The 18,462-nt window shown below is 68.8% G+C and carries 20 protein-coding genes and 1 pseudogene; 17 read left to right on the top strand and 4 right to left on the bottom strand.

Translation table 11 applies throughout. The annotated features are described in order from the left end of the window. The 3 genes and pseudogenes from B4E30_RS00315 to lexA form a co-directional block, all read right to left on the bottom strand. A pseudogene (locus tag B4E30_RS00315) lies at positions 1–329 on the bottom strand (S9 family peptidase); the annotation flags it as partial. Between the two features lie 36 nt (positions 330–365). Further along, entirely contained in the window at positions 366–1,820 is a 1,455-nt protein-coding gene (locus B4E30_RS00320) for a hypothetical protein (RefSeq protein ID WP_194383369.1), read from the bottom strand. A 311-nt stretch (positions 1,821–2,131) separates the two neighbouring features. Beyond that, positions 2,132–2,812, bottom strand: a complete 681-nt coding sequence (gene lexA / locus B4E30_RS00325; protein WP_071045718.1) for a transcriptional repressor LexA — start codon at positions 2,810–2,812, stop codon at positions 2,132–2,134. Between the two features lie 267 nt (positions 2,813–3,079). Here lexA and B4E30_RS00330 point away from each other — a divergent pair, with 267 nt between their 5' ends. The 6 genes from B4E30_RS00330 to B4E30_RS00355 are packed head-to-tail and all read left to right on the top strand — an operon-like array spanning position 3,080 to position 7,384. Then, positions 3,080–3,433, top strand: a complete 354-nt coding sequence (locus B4E30_RS00330) for a LysM peptidoglycan-binding domain-containing protein (protein WP_194383368.1) — start codon at positions 3,080–3,082, stop codon at positions 3,431–3,433. Positions 3,434–3,459: 26 nt separating this feature from the next. After that, a complete protein-coding gene (locus tag B4E30_RS00335; RefSeq protein ID WP_194383367.1) occupies positions 3,460–4,554 on the top strand; it encodes a histidinol-phosphate transaminase in 1,095 nt (364 codons plus the stop codon). After that, the gene (gene hisB / locus B4E30_RS00340; protein ID WP_071045723.1) at positions 4,551–5,150 is read left to right on the top strand and encodes an imidazoleglycerol-phosphate dehydratase HisB; all 600 of its coding nucleotides are present in this window, start codon (positions 4,551–4,553) and stop codon (positions 5,148–5,150) included. The genes B4E30_RS00335 and hisB overlap by 4 nt, the downstream gene beginning before the upstream one ends. Further along, positions 5,147–5,797: an imidazole glycerol phosphate synthase subunit HisH gene (gene hisH, locus B4E30_RS00345; RefSeq protein WP_194383366.1), complete on the top strand. Its 651-nt coding sequence runs from the start codon at positions 5,147–5,149 to the stop codon at positions 5,795–5,797. The genes hisB and hisH overlap by 4 nt, the downstream gene beginning before the upstream one ends. 53 nt (positions 5,798–5,850) lie before the next feature. Then, positions 5,851–6,597 (top strand): bifunctional 1-(5-phosphoribosyl)-5-((5-phosphoribosylamino)methylideneamino)imidazole-4-carboxamide isomerase/phosphoribosylanthranilate isomerase PriA, encoded by a 747-nt coding sequence (priA, locus tag B4E30_RS00350; protein WP_194383365.1) that lies wholly within the window; start codon positions 5,851–5,853, stop codon positions 6,595–6,597. Continuing rightward, positions 6,581–7,384 (top strand): SseB family protein, encoded by an 804-nt coding sequence (locus tag B4E30_RS00355; RefSeq protein WP_194383364.1) that lies wholly within the window; start codon positions 6,581–6,583, stop codon positions 7,382–7,384. Before priA ends, B4E30_RS00355 begins: the two co-directional genes overlap by 17 nt. On the opposite strand, the gene B4E30_RS00360 is transcribed toward B4E30_RS00355, so the two are convergent. After that, on the bottom strand, positions 7,377–7,775 hold the full coding sequence (locus tag B4E30_RS00360) for a DUF1844 domain-containing protein (protein WP_194383363.1): 399 nt from the start codon (positions 7,773–7,775) through the stop codon (positions 7,377–7,379). The two genes, B4E30_RS00355 and B4E30_RS00360, sit on opposite strands and share 8 nt — an antisense overlap. A gap of 308 nt (positions 7,776–8,083) precedes the next feature. Between B4E30_RS00360 and infC the strand changes: the two genes are divergently transcribed. The 11 genes from infC to B4E30_RS00415 all read left to right on the top strand — a co-directional run. Next, positions 8,084–8,662: a translation initiation factor IF-3 gene (infC, locus tag B4E30_RS00365; protein ID WP_237673305.1), complete on the top strand. Its 579-nt coding sequence runs from the start codon at positions 8,084–8,086 to the stop codon at positions 8,660–8,662. Positions 8,663–8,732: 70 nt separating this feature from the next. Next, positions 8,733–8,927: a 50S ribosomal protein L35 gene (rpmI, locus tag B4E30_RS00370; protein ID WP_194383362.1), complete on the top strand. Its 195-nt coding sequence runs from the start codon at positions 8,733–8,735 to the stop codon at positions 8,925–8,927. Between the two features lie 32 nt (positions 8,928–8,959). Then, positions 8,960–9,343, top strand: coding sequence for a 50S ribosomal protein L20 (gene rplT / locus B4E30_RS00375; protein WP_071045733.1), 384 nt, complete (start codon positions 8,960–8,962; stop codon positions 9,341–9,343). Between the two features lie 203 nt (positions 9,344–9,546). After that, entirely contained in the window at positions 9,547–10,344 is a 798-nt protein-coding gene (locus B4E30_RS00380) for a TrmH family RNA methyltransferase (RefSeq protein ID WP_194383361.1), read from the top strand. Positions 10,345–10,433: 89 nt separating this feature from the next. Next, positions 10,434–11,228, top strand: coding sequence for an amino acid ABC transporter ATP-binding protein (locus B4E30_RS00385; RefSeq protein ID WP_194383360.1), 795 nt, complete (start codon positions 10,434–10,436; stop codon positions 11,226–11,228). A gap of 75 nt (positions 11,229–11,303) precedes the next feature. After that, positions 11,304–12,173 carry a glutamate ABC transporter substrate-binding protein gene (locus B4E30_RS00390; RefSeq protein WP_194383359.1) on the top strand — a complete coding sequence of 290 codons (870 nt, stop codon included), beginning with the start codon at positions 11,304–11,306 and terminating at the stop codon, positions 12,171–12,173. A gap of 65 nt (positions 12,174–12,238) precedes the next feature. Continuing rightward, positions 12,239–12,886, top strand: coding sequence for an amino acid ABC transporter permease (locus tag B4E30_RS00395; protein WP_071046073.1), 648 nt, complete (start codon positions 12,239–12,241; stop codon positions 12,884–12,886). Further along, on the top strand, positions 12,883–13,803 hold the full coding sequence (locus tag B4E30_RS00400; protein WP_286793019.1) for an amino acid ABC transporter permease: 921 nt from the start codon (positions 12,883–12,885) through the stop codon (positions 13,801–13,803). Before B4E30_RS00395 ends, B4E30_RS00400 begins: the two co-directional genes overlap by 4 nt. Positions 13,804–13,849: 46 nt before the next feature. Then, positions 13,850–14,896 (top strand): phenylalanine--tRNA ligase subunit alpha, encoded by a 1,047-nt coding sequence (gene pheS / locus B4E30_RS00405; protein WP_194383357.1) that lies wholly within the window; start codon positions 13,850–13,852, stop codon positions 14,894–14,896. Continuing rightward, entirely contained in the window at positions 14,896–17,394 is a 2,499-nt protein-coding gene (gene pheT / locus B4E30_RS00410; RefSeq protein WP_286793020.1) for a phenylalanine--tRNA ligase subunit beta, read from the top strand. The genes pheS and pheT overlap by 1 nt, the downstream gene beginning before the upstream one ends. 259 nt (positions 17,395–17,653) lie before the next feature. Further along, positions 17,654–18,462, top strand: an 809-nt coding sequence (locus B4E30_RS00415) for an N-acetyl-gamma-glutamyl-phosphate reductase (protein ID WP_286793022.1), incomplete at its 3' end; no start/stop codon positions are given.

Below are 18,462 nucleotides of genomic sequence, written 5' to 3' on the forward strand. Positions count from 1 at the left end.
GGACGCACGGTCCCGTCGACGACGGAGTACACGCGCTGATCCGTCTTCTCGACGAAGAACAGCGTTCCGGCTTCGTCGGCGGTCCACGCGCCGCCGCCGTACTCGTGCACGGTGCTTCGCGCGTTCCAGGGGGTGGGCAACACATCCTCAACGTCGCCGTCGTCGCCGCGGTGGCGTACGGCGACGCGACCGGCTTCGGCCGGAACGGGCTCGCCCCACCACACGTCCTCCCCGACGAAACGAGCTCCGTCGATCCGGGGCGACGCCGCGGAGGCCGCCTCGGCGGTGATGGGAGAGGGCCAGGAGCCGTAGGGGAGTTCGGAGGTCACCGTCCCACCGTACGACGCGGTGACCTCCCTGCGGGCTCAGCGCAACGGCTGTGTGGGTGCGTTGCCGGGAAGGACCGCCGTGTCGCTTTCCACATCGGCCGCCGTGTCCACGTCGGCCGTCGGTTCCGCCTCGAGGACGTCGTCGGCGTCGATGGCCGCCTGGCCATCAGACGGTGATCTCTCGAGCAGGGCGGTGACGAGCCACACGGCGAGGGCGAGCACGATGACCAGGGCGATGTCGCCGAAAGTCAGGGGCCGCAGCGCGAACAGCACGAGCACGGCGAGCACGAGGATGACGACGCGCACGAGCACGCGCTGGCGATGCATCGCGTCCCCGAAGGCGCCCGTGTCGAGCCCTCGACTGCGCAGTCCCGATCGCGCCGACGCGGTGAGCGAGCCGGCCACGGAGCGGATGCGCCGCGCCGGCGCCCAACGGCCGCTCAGCCACGCCGCCACGGCGACGACGATGCCGAGGAAGGTCAGGACGACCGCCGTATCGCGGACGGCGCCGATCACCGTGTCGTAGATCGACTCCAGAGTGCGAGCGGGGATGCCCAGACCGGGTGCGTTGAGGCTGAGGACGGCTCCCGCGCTCGCGAGGGCTACCGCGAGCAGACCTGCGCCGATCGTGATGGCGACGCCGACCCCGAGCACGGCCGTCGACCGTCGGCGCGCGATCAGCACCCCGACGGCGGCGAGGCCGAGGGCTACGAAGGGGATCCAGTAGCCCGCTGTGACGGCGAGGTTGTAGACGGTGCCCACCAGAAGCAGGCCATCGGCCTGGACGATGACGATGGTCTGATCGATCGCCGGGATGGAGGTGACGAAGCCGAAACCCTGCGCGGCCAGTCGTGACTTCAGCTCCTCGATGATGGGGCCGAGCTGGATGCCGAGGGCGCCGGTGTCGTCGATCGCGATCGCGGTGGAGTCGTCGCCCGTCGCTGCGGCGACGAGCGCACGATGGCTGGCGACGAGAGCCGTTCGCCACACCTCGGGAAAGGCGTCGGACTGGACCACTCCGGTGATCGCCGAGTCGATGAGGCCCTGCACGCCCTGGACGGCGGGCTGCCGGAGGAGGTCGAGCGCCGACGACGCGGCGGGCGGAAGATCGAGGCTCTGCACGCCGTCGATGACGTCGTTCGTGATGCCCTCGACGTCGACGGCCGCGTTCACGGCGGTGGACGCCTGGTCGATCACCAGCTGCTGCACATCGGGATCGTCCGCGAGGGGACCGAAGGTCTGCACGAACGCGTCCTCGCTCACGAGTTCCGCGCGCGCCCACGTGCCGAGGACGGAGACGGGCACGAGGATGCCGGCGAGCACGATGCAGACGGCCGAGATGAGGGCACGCCACCATCCGGTGTGACCAGCGCGGTCTGAGACAGGTCTTTCTCCGCTGAGATCCGAGGACGCCTGGGAACGAAGATCGGCGTTCTCCGCTTTCAGCCGTTCGATCTCCGCGCGGAGATCGGTGATGTCTGTCGTGGCCATGGCGAGGGCTCCCTCTTGTCGGGTCAGCCCCATTGTGGCGGGAACGCCGCCCCGTTCGCACGTGTGCCCCAGATCAGGTTCTCCGACGCCCTCAAGCGGTCGGACACCTTCGTCCCCGAATTCTGGCGCCCGTTCTCTGGATCCTGGCCTCGTGCGAGGTGAGGCGTCGGCGTGCGAGTTCCGTCCTACTCGGCCTCCTGCGGACCCGACTCAGGCTGAGACACCATCGGGATGCCGCCACGGCACCAGAATCGCCAGCACAGCCTGAGTTGTTGCACGCGCGGTGCGCTGGCCGGCTGAGGAGACGGCCGTCAGACGGCGCGCATCACCGCCACGACTTTGCCGAGCACGACGGCCTCGTCCCCGAGGATCGGCTCGAACGCGGAGTTCCGCGGCAGCAGCCACACGTGACCGTCGCGCTGGCGGAAGGTCTTGACGGTCGCCTCCCCGTCGAGCATCGCGGCGACGATGTCGCCGTTCTCGGCCGTCGGCTGCGAGCGCACCACGACCCAGTCGCCGTCGCAGATGGCCGCGTCGATCATCGACTCGCCGGACACCTTGAGCATGAACAGGTCGCCCTTGCCGACCAGCTGCCTCGGCAGCGGGAAGACCTCGTCGATCTGCTGATCGGCGGTGATCGGCACCCCGGCGGCGATGCGCCCGACGAGGGGGACCATCGCGGCATCGCCCACGGGGGGCGCCGCGTCGGCGGGGCTTTCCGTGCTCGCGCCGGGGAGGTCGATGAGGACCTCCATCGCGCGAGTCTTGCCGGCATCGCGGCGCAGGTAGCCGCTCAGCTCCAGCTGATTCAGCTGATGCGTCACGCTCGACAACGACTTCAGCCCGACCGCGTCGCCGATCTCACGCATGCTCGGCGGGTACCCGTGCCGTGCGATCGATCGCTGGATCACTTCGAGGATCGCGAGCTGCTTGTCGCTGAGGCTGCGGCGCCGCCGTGTCTGGGGTCGCGCGCGGCTCGTCGGCTCGGTCATCTCGTGCTCCTGTCTCCTCACCCCTCGTCGTCCGAGGGGCACCGGCCTTCGAATGTCGGAGGTCGGTGATGGGCTCTGCTCATCGAAACGGTATCCGCCCTCGTCCGACACGGTCTGCAAGCGCTCCGCGTGTCGTGTTCGAGAGAAGTCCACCGGTCGGCCCGCTTGACAGCTTACGAGATCGAAGATAGCTTCGGAAGAGAGGTTCGCATCGCCGGCTCCCGGCCGAGTTCAGCGATGCGAACCTCTCGCCGAGAAGGAGGAGAGATGACCGCGATCAGCATCACGCCGCACCACCGCACCCGCCTGCGCATGACCGTGCGCGGCCGTCGCGTTCTTGCCGCCGCGGCGGCACTGCCCGCCGCCGCATGCGTGGCGGTCGCGGTCATCAGTGGCGGCAGCGCGCTCGCGTCGCGCGATGACGCCGGCGACGCTGCCTCGTTCTCCACGGTCGTCGTGAGTGCAGGTGAATCGCTCTGGGCGATCGCGGAGCGCGTGGCACCGGAGAGCGATCCTCGAGACGTCGTTGACGACATCGCGCGCCTGAATGCTCTCGACGGTGTCGATGTCTCGGCTGGTCAGGAGCTGGCCATCCCGGCGCGCTACGACACGGCACCGTAGACCGCCGGGCGAAGCGCGCCCGTACCATGGGAGGGGTGACCGCTCGCCTCGACGACCTTCCTCTCCGTGACGATCTGCGCGGAATGACTCCGTACGGTGCGCCTCAGGCACCGCTTCCGGTTGCGCTGAACGTGAACGAGAACACCCATCCCGTGCCGGATGAGATCGCCGCCGACATCCTCGATGCGATCGCATTGGCGCTTCGGGACGTCAACCGATACCCCGATCGCGAGTTCCTGCCGCTTCGCGAGGCGTTCGCGGATTACCTGGGTGAAGGGCTGCTTCCTGAGCAGATGTGGGCCGCCAACGGTTCCAACGAGGTGCTTCAGCACGTGCTCCAGGCCTTCGCTGGACCGGGGAGGACGGCGTTCGGCTTCGCGCCCACCTACTCGATGTACCCGCTGCTGACGCGAGCGACCGGTGCTGCCTGGGTCGCGGGAACGCGCGAAGACGACTTCTCGGTGACCGCCGATTCGGCGGCCGACCAGGTCGCAGCAGCCGATCCGGATGTGGTGTTCCTGTGCGCCCCGAACAACCCGACGGGCACGCCGCTGCCACTTGACGTGATCGCAGCGGTCTACGACGCGAGCCGGGCGATGGTCGTGGTCGACGAGGCGTACCAGGAGTTCGCGCCTCACGACGAGCCATCAGCGATCACCCTGCTCCCGGGGCGCGAGCGACTGATCGTCTCGCGCACGATGTCGAAGGCATTCGCCTTTGCCGGAGCTCGCGTGGGTTACCTCGCCGCCGACCCCGCGGTCGTGGACGCTCTGCGTCTGGTGCGCCTGCCGTACCACCTGAGTGCCATCACGCAGGCCGCCGCGCTCGCGGCGCTGCGTCACGCGCCGGTCATGCTCGGCATGGTCGACGAGATCGTCGCGCAGCGCGACCGCATCTCCGCCACCCTCGAGGCGCTCGGCTACCAGCCGCACCCGTCGTGGACGAACTTCGTCCTGTTCGGGGGAGTCGAGGACCCGGCGGCGACGTTCGGTGCCCTCTACGACCGCGGCATCCTCATCAGGGACGTGGGCATCCCGCACCACCTCCGCGTCACGGCAGGAACAGAGGCGGAGACGACCGCGTTCCTGGATGCGCTGGCGTCGTTAGGATCGACGTCATGACCCGCACCGCCTCGCTCACCCGATCGACCAGCGAGTCGACGGTCGAGCTCCAGCTCGACCTCGACGGCACGGGGCGCAGCAGCATCGACACGTCGGTGCCGTTCTACGACCACATGCTGACCGCGTTCGCGAAGCACTCGCTCACCGACCTCACGGTTCGCGCGTCGGGCGACACCGACATCGACGCACACCACACGGTCGAAGACGTCGCGATCGTGCTCGGGCAGGCGATCCGGCAGGCTCTCGGCGACAAGGCCGGCATCAGCCGCTACGGGGATGCGCTCGTCCCGCTCGACGAAGCCCTCGCCCAGGCAGTGGTCGACATCAGTGGGCGGCCCTACCTCGTGCACACGGGCGAGCCGGCCGGTTTCGAACACCACCTCATCGGCGGCCACTTCACGGGGTCGTTGGTGCGCCACACCTTCGAGGCGCTGTCCTTCCAGGCGGCGCTGACCGTCCACGTAAGGGTGCTGGGCGGCCGGGACCCTCACCACATCGCCGAGGCGGAATACAAGGCATTCGCGCGTGCCTTCCGCCAGGCGAAAGCGCTCGATCCACTCGTCGACGGCGTGCCGAGCACGAAGGGCGCCCTGTGACCGACCGGCCCCTCGTCGCCGTTCTCGACTACGGATCCGGGAACGTCCATTCCGCGGTCAAGGCTCTCGTCGCTGCCGGAGCCGACGCGCGGCTGACGGCCGACCGCGGGCTGATCCAAGACGCGGACGGACTCGTGGTGCCCGGCGTCGGCGCCTTCGAGGCGGTCGTCGCCGCACTGCGCTCGCGCTGCGGCGACGAGCTCATCGGACGACGTCTGGCCGGCGGTAGGCCCGTGCTGGGGATCTGCGTGGGGATGCAGGTCCTCTTCGAACACGGTGTGGAGCGGGGCGCGGACACTCCGGGACTGGGCGAGTGGCCGGGCGCGGTCACCGAGTTGGATGCTCCTGTCCTTCCGCACATGGGATGGAACACCGTCGCGTCGGGGGCCGGCAGTCGCCTGTTCCGCGGAATCGAGAACGAGCGGTTCTACTTCGTGCACTCGTTCGCCGCCCAGCACTGGACGATGCAGACGCAGCGCCCCCTCGCTGAACCGGTCTTGACCTGGAGCGAACACGGCGTGCCCTTCCTTGCCGCCGTGGAGAACGGGCCGCTCTCGGCGACGCAGTTCCACCCCGAGAAGTCGGGGGAGGCCGGCATCCGGCTGCTCGCCAATTGGATCGACGGGCTGGCGCCGACTAACCTCTGAATCCGTGCCTGCGCCCGGCCGCCCGGATCCGGTGCCGAGGCGCACGAGGAGCTATGAACGATTTCGCATCAACGCCCCAGCTTGTTCTGCTTCCCGCGGTGGACGTCGCCGGGGGAAAGGCCGTTCGACTCACGCAGGGTGAGGCCGGTTCGGAGACGAACTACGGCGACCCCGTCGACGCCGCGACCGACTGGGCGCGCCAGGGGGCGCAGTGGATCCATCTCGTCGACCTGGATGCGGCCTTCGGCCGGGGCAGCAATGCCGGCATCATGCGCAAGGTGATCAAGTCGGTGCGCGGTGTTCAGGTCGAGCTGTCCGGCGGCATCCGCGACGATGCCTCGCTGGAGGCGGCTCTCGAAAGCGGCGCCTCGCGCGTGAACCTCGGGACCGCCGCGCTGGAGAACCCCGAGTGGGCGGCTGACGTGATCGGCCGCTACGGCGACCTCATCGCCGTCGGCCTGGATGTGCGTGGTACGACGCTCGCCGCGCGGGGCTGGACCCGCGAAGGCGGTGACCTGTGGACGGTGCTCGATCGCCTCGAGTCAGCCGGATGCAGTCGCTACGTCGTGACGGACGTCACGAAGGACGGCACCCTGCAGGGCCCGAACACCGAGCTGCTTCGCGAAATGGTGACGCGCACCCCGAAGCCCGTCGTGGCGTCGGGAGGCATCTCGAGCCTCGACGACATCGCCGCTCTCCGAGAGCTCGTGCCCCTCGGCGTCGAGGGTGCGATCGTCGGCAAGGCCCTCTATGCGGGGAACTTCACCCTCGCTGAGGCGCTGGATGTCGCCGGGCGCTGATCCCGCGCAGCCCGACGGCGGCTCGGACTCGGCGGGAGTCCCGTGGGAGGGACGCCGCTTCTCCGACAATCCCCACGCCGCTGACGACGGCCGTGCTGATCCTGCTCTCGAGCGGGCGCTGCGGGACTTCCGGGCGGGCGAAGGCTCCGAGGTGCAGGTCGTCGACGCGTACCGGAGAGCCCGTCTGCTGATCCCCCTCATCGCGCAGAAGGGCGACGGTGACGGCGACGCGGTCGGTGCACACGGACTCGCGGTCGACAAGACGCAGGAGCTGTCGATCGTCACGGTCGCCGCACCGGACGGGCGACACGTGCTTCCGGTCTTCACGTCGGTCGACACCATGCGGGTGTGGGATGCGCAGGCGCGTCCGGTGCCCGCGGAGGGCATCAGGACCGCACTGGCGGCATCGGCGGACGACACCGACCTCATCGTCATCGATCCCGGCTCGGAGACCGAGTTCGTCATCCGTCGTCCGGCGGTCTGGGCGATCGCCCAGTCGCAGCAGTGGGAGCCGAGTCATCGCTCGCCCGAGGTGGCGGCCGGACTCAACGAGAGCGTCGGCGGGGAGCTGGCCATCATCGACCTCGCACTCGAACCCGGCGACCCCGAGGCACGTGGACGGGGGCCCGAGCTGATCGTGCGCCTGCACGTGGCTGCCGGACTCGATCAGTCGCAGCTCGATGCCGTCCTCGCACGCCTGGCGAGACGATGGGCCGCGGATGACCGCGTCGCCGTGCTGGTGGACTCGCTCGCCGTGAAGCTCGTGCGCTCGGAGCCGCTCAGCTGACCGGTCCGGTCCATTTCTCGCCCGGCCCCTTGCCGATGGGGTCGGGAATCGTCGATGCCTCGCGGAAGGCGAGTTGCACCGAGCGCAGTCCGTCGCGGAGGGACCGCGCGTGCATGTCGCTGATCTCGGGGGCGCCGGCGGTGATGAGCCCGGCGAGGGCGTTGATGAGCTTGCGGGCCTCGTCCAGATCCTTCTGCGTGTCGGGGTCGTCGGCGAGTCCGACCTTCACGGCGGCCGCGCTCATCAGATGCACCGCGGCGGTGGTGATCACCTCGACCGCGGGGACATCCGCGATGTCGCGGGTCGCCGACTCGGCGGCGGCTTCCTGAGAGGCCCACCGAGCGTGACGTTCGTCTTCTGCGTGGCCGTGGTCGGGGGGAATCGTGGACACGTGGTGCTTTCTGGTAGACTTCAGCGGGCTTCAGAGCACTGTGCTCTGGAACGAAAGAGGATCACATCCCACCCGCGCTTGCCGCTCCAGGCTACCGGGTCCACGCACTCCGCTCCGGCGACACCATGTCGGAGTCGACCCGGAGACATGCATGTCGGCCGAGGTACGGGTGCACGATGTCGGCGTTCGGACGCCGCGTCGGGTGGAATGGGGACTCTTCCGCCCGCGACATACCGTGTCGCGGTGGCCACCACCCGCACGAAGAGGAGTTCCGCATCAGCGATCCCCGCACCAACGAGCGCATCCGCGTGCCTGAGGTCCGTCTCGTCGGCCCCAACGGCGAGCAGGTCGGCGTCGTCCGCATCGAGGTTGCGCAGCGTCTGGCTCAGGAGGCGGATCTCGACCTGGTCGAGGTCGCGCCCAACTCCAAGCCGCCCGTGGTCAAGATCATGGACTACGGCAAGTTCAAGTACGAGGCTGCGCAGAAGGCCAAGGAGGCGCGTCGCAATCAGGCGAACACGGTCCTCAAGGAGGTCCGGTTCCGACTGAAGATCGAGGCGCACGACTACATCACCAAGCTCAAGCGCGCCGAGGGCTTCCTCCAGGCCGGTGACAAGGTGAAGGCCATGATCCTGTTCCGCGGGCGCGAGCAGTCGCGTCCGGAGCAGGGCGTGCGACTGCTCCGCAAGTTCGCCGAAGACGTCGCCGAGTTCGGCACCGTCGAGGTCAACCCGACGCAGGACGGCCGCAACATGACGATGGTGATCGCCCCGCACAAGAACAAGTCCGAGGCGAAGGCGGAGCAGAACGCTCAGCGCGCCGCGAACAAGGAAGCCTCGCGCGCATCGCGCACCAGCGCCGACGGCGACACCGCCCCGGCGCAGTAACGCTGCCCAGACTCCCGCTCCGTCGGGACCCCGTTCCCGCCCGAGCGGGAAGAGACACGAAGGAAGAAACATGCCGAAGCAGAAGACCCACTCGGGTGCCAAGAAGCGCTTCAAGATCACCGGCAGCGGCAAGCTCAAGAAGCAGCAGGCCGGAATGCGCCACAACCTCGAGGGAAAGTCGAGCCGTCGCACCCGCCGTCTGAACCAGGACCAGGTGCTGTCGACGGCCGACACCAAGCAGGCCAAGAAGCTTCTCGGTCGCTGACGCGGCCCGTGCACGAATAGGAACGAAACGAAATGGCTAGAGTCAAGCGGGCCGTCAACGCCCACAAGAAGCGTCGCGTCATCCTCGAGCGCGCCTCCGGTTACCGGGGTCAGCGCTCGCGTCTGTACCGCAAGGCGAAGGAGCAGGTCACCCACTCGCTCGTCTACGCGTACCGCGACCGTCGCAAGCGCAAGGGCGACTTCCGTCGTCTGTGGATCCAGCGCATCAACGCAGCCAGCCGTCAGCACGGCATGACCTACAACCGCTTCATCCAGGGTCTCGGCCTCGCGGGTGTGCAGGTCGACCGTCGCATGCTGGCCGAGCTCGCCGTGAACGAGCCGACCGCGTTCGCGTCGCTCGTCGAGACCGCCAAGAAGGCGCTGCCCGAGAACGTCAACGCCAAGAAGACGGCGTAAGGCTCTCTATCTCGAAAGGGCGTCCTCCCCCGGGAGGGCGCCCTTTCGGCATCCCGTGCCCCGCCCCGCGCGGCCGCATCGTCGGAGATTCAGCCCGATGTCGGATGATCGCGTCGGAATCCTCCGACATCGACACGATTCTCCGACATCGGGCGGGCAGGTGGATGCGGGGCGCCGCGGGGCGCCGCCCCTAGACTGGTCGCGTGCTCGAGAACCCCCGGTCGCCGCGCGTGCGCGCCGTGGCGAAGCTCACCAAGCGCAGCGCACGCAAAGAGACGGGGCTCTATCTCCTCGAGGGTCCGCAGGCCGCACGGGAGGCGCTCGCCTTCCAACCCGGAACGGTCGTCGAACTGTTCGCGACACCGGCCGCGTTGGAGAAGCACACCGACATCCGCGATGCGGCCGCGTCCGCCGGAATCGAGCCGGTCTACACGACCGAGCCCGTGCTCGACGCGATGGCCGACACGGTGACACCCCAGGGGATCGTCGCGGTCGCGCGGCAGGCTCCCACGCCGGTCCGTGAGATCTTCGCCGGCTCGCCTCGGCTGGTGGCGGTGTGCGAAGAGGTGCGCGACCCTGGCAATCTCGGCACGATCATCCGTGCCGCCGACGCGGTCGGCGCCGACGCCGTCATCCTCACCGGCAACACCGTCGATCCTTACCACCCGAAGGTGGTGCGTTCGACGACCGGTTCGCTGTTCCACCTCCCGATCGCCATCGGCACCGACCTCGAGACCGTCGTCGGGCTCGCTCACGCCGCCGGCGTGCGGGTGGTCGCCGCCGACGTCGGAGGAGAGGACTTCCTCGCTCGACGTGAGATCCTCGCCGAACCGACCGCCTGGGTCTTCGGCAACGAGGCGCGGGGCCTTCATGACGAGGCCGTCTCGCTGGTCGACATGTCGATGCGGCTGCCGATCTACGGACGCGCCGAGTCGCTCAATCTGGCTACCGCTGCCAGCGTCTGCCTCTACGAAACGGCGTTCGCGCAGCGCGCCGATTGAGCCATCTGACCAGCGCGGGTCGATTACAGCTCGGTTAAGGTCGCGCGTCACCCCTGGAGCGGGGGTGCGCCCGGGGCTATGTTCAGGCCATGACGACATCCGATGCCTCACCGGCGGCCCGAACGTCGAACATCACCGTGCGACGCGGTGAGCCGCTCGTCGTCATCGACCACGTCGACAAGCACTTCGGCGACCTCCATGTGCTGCGCGACATCAACACCGTGGTCAACCGCGGCGAGGTCGTGGTCGTGATCGGGCCCAGCGGGTCCGGGAAGTCAACGCTGTGTCGCGCCGTCAACCGTCTCGAGACGATCGATTCGGGCACCATCACCATCGACGGCGTACCGCTGCCCGAAGAGGGGCGCGCGCTCGCGAAGCTGCGTGCCGACGTCGGCATGGTGTTCCAGTCGTTCAATCTCTTCGCCCACAAGACGGTGCTCGAGAACGTCACTCTCGGTCCGATGCGCGTGCGGGGCCTCAAGAAGAAGGATGCCGAGAAGAAGGCGATGGAGCTCCTGGATCGCGTGGGTGTCGCCAATCAGGCGGCCAAGATGCCCAGTCAGCTCTCGGGTGGCCAGCAGCAGCGTGTCGCCATCGCCCGTTCGCTGGCGATGAATCCCAAGCTCATCCTCCTCGACGAACCCACCAGCGCACTCGACCCTGAGATGATCAACGAGGTCCTCGACGTCATGGTCGGTCTCGCCCAGGAGGGCATGACCATGATCGTCGTCACACACGAGATGGGATTCGCACGCAAGGCCGCAGACCGCGTGCTGTTCATGGCCGATGGAGCCATCGTCGAAGAAGCCGCACCCGAGCAGTTCTTCACGAACCCGCAGAGCGAGAGGGCCAAGGACTTCCTGTCCAAGATCCTCGAGCACTGAAAGGACCGCTCCGCGACGCGGGGCGGGAATCGAGAAGAGGTCGCTTCGGCGACCGCACACAGCAAAGGACGAGACATGAAGCGAGCGAGACTCCCGCTCATCGCGCTGGCCGCCGCCGGCGCCTTGGCGCTGACGGCCTGCGGTGGCGGGGACACCGCCGGTGACGATGCCGCTCCCGAGCCGGCCGAAGACGTCACCTTCGACGAGGGCACGACGATGGCGGCGCTCAACGAGGCCGGCACCATCACGATCGGCACGAAGTTCGACCAGCCGCTGTTCGGCCTGGTCGGTCCCAGCGGCGAACCCGAGGGCTTCGACGTCGAGATCGGCAAGATCATCGCCGCCCAGCTGGGCATCGCCGAAGAAGACATCGAGTGGGTCGAGACCGTGTCGGCAAACCGTGAGCCGTTCATCGAGAACGGCCAGGTCGACATCGTGGTCGCGACGTACACGATCAACGACGCCCGCAAGGAGGTCGTCTCTTTCGCCGGGCCCTACTACATGGCCGGGCAGTCCATCCTCGTTCTCGCCGACAACGAGGACATCACCAGCGAAGAGGACCTCGTCGGGCAGCCGGTGTGCTCGGTGACGGGGTCGACTCCGGCGGCCATGCTGGAGGAGATCGGTGCGGAGCCGGTCCTCACGGACACCTACTCGAACTGCCTGGAGCCCCTGCGGAACGGTCAGGTCGTCGCGGTGTCGACCGACAACGTCATCCTGGCCGGCCTCGCCGCGCAGAACGAGGGCGAGTTCAAGGTCGTGGGCGAGCCGTTCACCGACGAGCCCTACGGCATCGGCCTGGCGCTGGATGACACGGACTTCCGCATGTGGATCAACGACGTGCTGGAGGAGTCGTACGCCGACGGCAGCTACGAGCAGGCGTGGAACGACACCGCCGGTGCCGTGCTGCCCTACGTCGAGCCGCCGACACCGGACCGCTACTGACCCGATGAGGGTGTCCCGCACTCGCCTGCGGGACACCCTCATCCCACCGATCGAGAGGAGGGCCGATGGAGCAGCTCTGGTCGCTCATGCCCGAGTTCTGGGAGGGATTCCGCGTCACCCTGCTGCTGCTGGTCGTCTCGGGTGTGCTGGCCCTCGTGCTCGGCACCGCGATCGCGGCGATGCGCATCTCGCCGGTTCCGGTGCTGCGCGGATTCGCCGCGGCGTGGACCGAGATCGCGCGAAACACCCCGCTGACGCTGGTGTTCTTCTTCACGGCCTTCGTCATGCCGATGCTCGGCGTGCGTGCCCCCTACGTGCTGCTCGCCTTCGTCGCGCTCACCTACTACACGTCGCCCTTCGTGGCTGAAGCCCTTCGCTCGGGCATCAACGGCGTGCCCGTCGGTCAGGCCGAGGCGGCGCGCAGCATCGGGCTCGGATTCCGGCAGACGGTCTCGCTCGTGGTGCTTCCGCAGGCGTTCCGGATGACGGTGCCGCCGCTGATCAACGTCTTCATCGCCCTCACCAAGAACACCTCGGTGGCGGGCGGATTCTTCGTGGTGGAACTGTTCGCCACGACCCGGCAGCTCGCGAACGACAACGGCAACATCGTCATCCCGATCCTGCTGGTGGCCGCGGCCCTGTACCTCGTCATCACGGTGCCGCTCGGCTTCGCGGCCGGCCAGCTCGAGAAGCGATGGGTGGTGTCACGATGAGCGGATCGAGCGTCCTCTTCGACGCGCCGGGCCCGAAGGCTCGTCGCAACTCGCTGATCGCCTCCGTCGTCGCGGGGGCGGTGCTGATCGCGCTCGCCGTCTGGGTCTTCCTGATCCTCGCCGCGCCCCGTCAATCCGGCGGCATCACCCTTCCGGGCATGTTCGACGGGAGTCGATGGGACATCTTCACCGATCCCGAGGTGTGGCAGTTCATCGGGCGAGGGGTGCTGGCGACGCTGCAAGCCGCGGCGGTGGCGGCTGTCGGTGCCGTGGCCCTCGGAGTCGTCTTCTCGCTCGTGCGGAGCTCGGAGCACGCGTGGATCCGCGTGCCGACCGCGTGGCTGCTGGAGTTCTTCCGCGGCATGCCGGTGCTGCTGATGATGCTGTTCATCCTCCTCGTCGCATCCACCGGTGCGTTCTGGGCGGTCGTGATCGCCCTGATCATCTACAACGGCACCCTCATCGGCGAGGCGCTGCGAGCGGGACTCGCCGCGCTGCCGCGCGGGCAGCGTGAGGCGGCGCTGTCCGTCGGCATGCGCTACTTCCAGTCGAAGATGCTCGTGGAGTTCCCGCAGGCGTTCCGGCAGATGCTCCCGATCATCGTGGCGCAGCTGGTCGTGCTGCTGAAGGACACGTCTCTCGGATACATCGTGGGATACAACGAGCTCATCCGCACCACGATGAACAATCTGGGCAGCTTCTACGGCAATCGGTACATGTTCTCGCTGTTCGTGGTGACCCTCGTGCTCTACCTGGCCATCAACCTGAGCCTGTCGTGGTTCGCGCGATGGCTGTCGCGGCGCACGGCGTCCGGGGGCGGCAGGGCGCGGAAGGGAGCATCCACGCCGGAGGATCCCGATCAGGCACTCCTGGTCGCCGAGGCCAACGCCAAGGCGCGGTTGTCCGATCAACGCTGAGCGGTACTGGCGGGCGGAGTGCCGCACGTCGGTAGACTCGTCTCTCGTGTCCGACGAGGTTGCCCCCGAGATCACCCCCGAGGCGGTGGAGGCCGCGGTGACCGCCGCGCTGTCCGCCATCGCCGAGGCTCCCGACTCCGCAGAGCTGAAGGCGGTGCGCGCCGCGCACGCGGGCGAAGGCTCGCCCCTGGCGCGGCTGAACGCACGAATGCGCGATGTGCCCAAGGACAAGAAGGCGGAGTTCGGCAAGCTCGTCGGTCAGGCTCGCGGACAGGTCTCGCAGGCGCTCGCCGCACGAGAGACCGAGATCGTCGAAGCCGAGACCGCGGCGCGCCTGGAGGCCGAGCGCGTCGACATCACGGCCCTCGCGCATCGCGCGCGCATCGGCGCGCGCCATCCGCTGACCCTGCTCCAGGAGGAGATCTCCGACATCTTCGTGGGCATGGGGTGGGAGATCGCCGAAGGACCCGAGCTCGAGCACGAGTGGTTCAACTTCGACGCGCTGAACATCGCACCGGATCACCCGTCGCGGCAGATGCAGGACTCCTTCTACGTCGACCCCCTCGAGCGGCACCTCGTGATGCGAACCCACACCAGCCCGGTGCAGATGCGGTCGATGCTCGAACGCGACATCCCGATCTACGTGCTCTCCCCGGGGCGCGTCTACCGTGCCGACGAATTCGATGCCACGCACCTTCCCGTCTTCTCGCAGTTCGAGGGACTGGTCATCGACCGCGGCATCACGATGGCGCACCTCAAGGGAACGCTCGACCACATCGCACGCGTGCTGTTCGGCAGTGAGGCCAAGACGCGCATGCGCGCCAACTACTTCCCGTTCACCGAACCGTCCGCCGAGTTCGACCTCTGGCACCCGACCTTCACCGGCGGCGCCCGATGGATCGAATGGGGGGGATGCGGAATGGTCAACCCGAACGTGCTGCGTGCGGCCGGGATCGACCCGGAGGAGTACTCGGGCTTCGCCTTCGGCATGGGCTTCGAGCGGACCCTCATGTTCCGCAGCGACGTGAAGGACATGCGCGACATGGCCGAGGGCGATGTGCGCTTCAGCGAGCAGTTCGGAATGGTGGTCTGATGCGCGTCCCCCTGTCATGGCTGCGTGAGTACGTCGACGTCGCCGCCGAGTCCACGCCCGAGGACGTTCTCGCGGCTCTGGTCGCCGTCGGGTTCGAGGAGGAGGACGTGCATCGGTTCGAGCTCTCCGGACCCATCGTCGTCGGCGAGGTGCTGGAGTTCGTCGAGGAGCCGCAGAAGAACGGCAAGACCATCCGCTGGTGCCAGGTCGACGTCGGCGACGGCGTGCGCGGGATCGTGTGCGGTGCGGGCAACTTCTTCGCCGGTGACAAGGTCGTCGTGACCCTCCCCGGATCCGTCCTGCCTGGCCCCTTCCCGATCGCCGCGCGCAAGACCTACGGTCACGTGTCGGACGGCATGATCGCGTCGGCGAAGGAGCTCGGCCTCGGCGAGGAGAGCGACGGCATCCTGCGCCTGGTCGAGATCGGCATCGACGCGCCCGCGGGCACCGACGCGATCGGTCTGCTCGGCCTCGACGACGTCGCCGTGGAGATCAACGTCACCCCCGACCGCGGCTACGCACTGTCCCTTCGCGGCGTGGCGCGGGAGTATTCGCACGCGACCGGCGCGGCGTTCCGCGACCCGGCGGAGCGCGATGCCGCCGACGTGTGCATCGATCGACACGAGTTCTCCGTGGCCGTCGACGACCGTGCACCGATCCGGGGGCGCGTGGGAGCGACGGAATTCGTCGCTCGTGTGGTGCGCGACGTCGACCCCACCAAGCCCACCCCGTCGTGGATGATCGCCCGTCTGACGCTTGCGGGCGTGCGTTCGCTCGGCATCCTCATCGACATCACCAACTACGTGATGCTGGAGCTCGGCACGCCGATCCACGGCTACGACCTGGATGCGCTCACCGGCGGCATCACCGTGCGCCGGGCGACAGCGGGGGAGAAGCTGCAGACCCTCGACGGCAAGCTGCGTGACCTCGATGTCGAGGACCTCCTCATCACCGATGAGTCCGGACCCATCGGCCTCGCCGGCGTCATGGGCGGCGGGACGACGGAGATGGGTGCGTCGACGCGCAACGTTCTCGTCGAGGCCGCCGTGTTCGAGCCGATCACGATCGCGCGCACGGCGCGACGGCACAAGCTCCCCAGCGAGGCGTCGCGTCGGTTCGAGCGCGGCGTCGACCCCGGCCTGCCTTACGTGGCAGCCCAGCGGGTGGTGGATCTCATGGTCGAACTCGCGGGCGGAACCGACGAGCGCGTGGGCGGGGCGGTCGGCTCGGACCCGGTCCGCACCTCCATCGACCTGCCGAGCGGCTTCGTCGCGGGCCTCATCGGGGTCGAGTACTCGGACGACGAGATCGTCGCCTCGCTGGAGATGATCGGATGCGCCGTCGCCGCCACCGAGCAGGGGTGGACCGTCGTCGCGCCCACGTGGCGTCCCGACCTCACCGACACCTGGACGCTCGCCGAGGAGGTCGCGCGGATCACCGGGTACGACCGGATCCCGTCGGAGGTGCCGGTGCCGCCGTCCGGCCGGGGCCTCACGGGGGCGCAGCGCGGTCGTCGCCGCGTCTCGAACGCGCTCGCCGCGGCCGGCTACGTCGAGACGCCCTCCTTCCCCTTCACCACAGAGGAGCAGAACGACCTGCACGGCTCGGCGAGCGGTGAGCACCTGCCCAGCATCCGCCTGGCGAATCCGCTGGACGGTCAGGCGCCGTTCCTGCGACGTTCGCTCGTTCCGGGCCTCGTGCAGGTCGCGCACCGGAACGTGTCGCGCGGACTCACCGACCTCGCGCTCTACGAGTCCGGGACCGTCTTCCTCCCTCGTTCCGGGGTGGTCTACGGCACGCCGCACGTTCCGCCTCCCGCGGTGCGTCCGTCGGCGGCGACCCTCGCGGAACTCGATGACGCGATCCCGCCGCAGCGCCGTCACGTCGCGGTGCTGCTCACCGGCTCTCTGATCGCCAAGCAGCCGGGGGAGCCGGCACGTGCCGCTGACCTCGCCGACGCCCTCGACGCCGTGCGAACGGTAGGGCTGGCGGCCGGTGTCGACATCCGCGTGACGCAGGGAACGCGCGCGGCGTTGCATCCCGGACGCACCGGAACGCTCGACGTGCGAGGGGAGACCGTCGGCTATGTCGGCGAGCTGCTGCCGGACGTCGCCGCAGCCGCGGATCTGCCCGGCCGTGTGGTGGTCGCCGAGGTCGACCTCGACCTCGTGCTCGAACTCGCGGGCGATCGTGTGGTCGTCGGGTCGCTGTCGACGTATCCCGCTGCCACGCAGGATGTCTCCCTCGTCGTCTCCGCCGATGTGCCGGCGGCGGATGTGGCCTCGGCGCTGAGGGAAGGGGCAGGGGAGCTTCTCGAGCACCTCCACCTCGTCGACGACTACCGGGGCGCGGGAATCGAGCACGGACGCAAGAGCCTGACCTTCGCGATGCGCTTCCGGGCGGCCGACCGCACCCTGACGGCGGCGGAGGCGACCGAGGCGAAGCTCGCCGGAGTGACGATGGCAGGCCGCCGTCACGGCGCCGTCATCCGCGACTGAGTCCGCATGCCGCCGCGGCGACACGATTTGCGGGTCGCGCGAGGCTGCGACTATCGTCAGCCCCATGCTTCCGGCAGCCTCGGTCCCGACGGCGCCCCTCACGGGCCCGGTGCTCGTCGCGGGCACCGCGTCGCACCGACGCCACCTCGGTTCGCTCCGTCGCGGCCGCCGACTCTAGGCGACCCCGCACGCGGTCCGGTTGGGCCGGCGGGTGTCGCCGCCTTCAGGCTCCGACTCCTTCGAAACTAAGGTGGAACGCATGACCTATTCGGTCGCCGTCTCCGGCGCATCCGGCTATGCCGGCGGTGAGATCCTCCGGCTCCTGGCCGCCCATCCCGACGTGGAGATCCGCACCGTGACGGCGCATTCGACCGCGGGGCAGCCTCTGGTCCAGCACCAGCCGCACCTGCGCTCGCTGGCGCATCTGACGATCCAGCAGACGACCCCCGAGGTGCTCGCCGGGCATGACGTCGTCGTCCTGGCATTGCCCCATGGGCAGTCGGGACAGTACACGGATGCGCTCGCGGAGACGCCGCTGGTGATCGACGCGGGCGCTGACCATCGACTCGCCTCGAGGGATGCGTGGAACGCCTTCTACGGGGGCGATTTCCATGAGCCGTGGACCTATGGCGTGCCGGAGCTGATCGTCGACGGCGGAAAGCAGCGCGACCGGCTCGTCGACGCGACCCGCATCGCCGCACCCGGCTGCAACGCGTCGACCGTGAGCCTGAGCCTCGCGCCGGGTGTCGCGGCCGGGGTCATCGATCCGTCCGACATCGTGAGCGTGCTCGCCGTCGGACCGTCGGGAGCGGGCAAGGCGATGAAGACGAATCTGCTGGCGGCGGAGATCCTGGGCACGGCGAACCCGTATGCCGTCGGCGGCACGCACCGCCACATCCCGGAGATCCGGCAGGCGCTGACCGCGGCGATGTCGGAGAATCGCGCTGATGTCGGAGGGATCGCGCCGAATTCTCCGACATCGGGCTCGATCTCCGACGATCGCGCCGTCGGCATCTCCTTCACGCCCGTCCTCGTGCCGATGGCGCGCGGGATCCTCGCCACCTCGAC

This window comes from Microbacterium sp. UBA3394, from assembly GCF_002358725.1.
GTDB classification, from domain to species: domain Bacteria; phylum Actinomycetota; class Actinomycetes; order Actinomycetales; family Microbacteriaceae; genus Microbacterium; species Microbacterium luteum.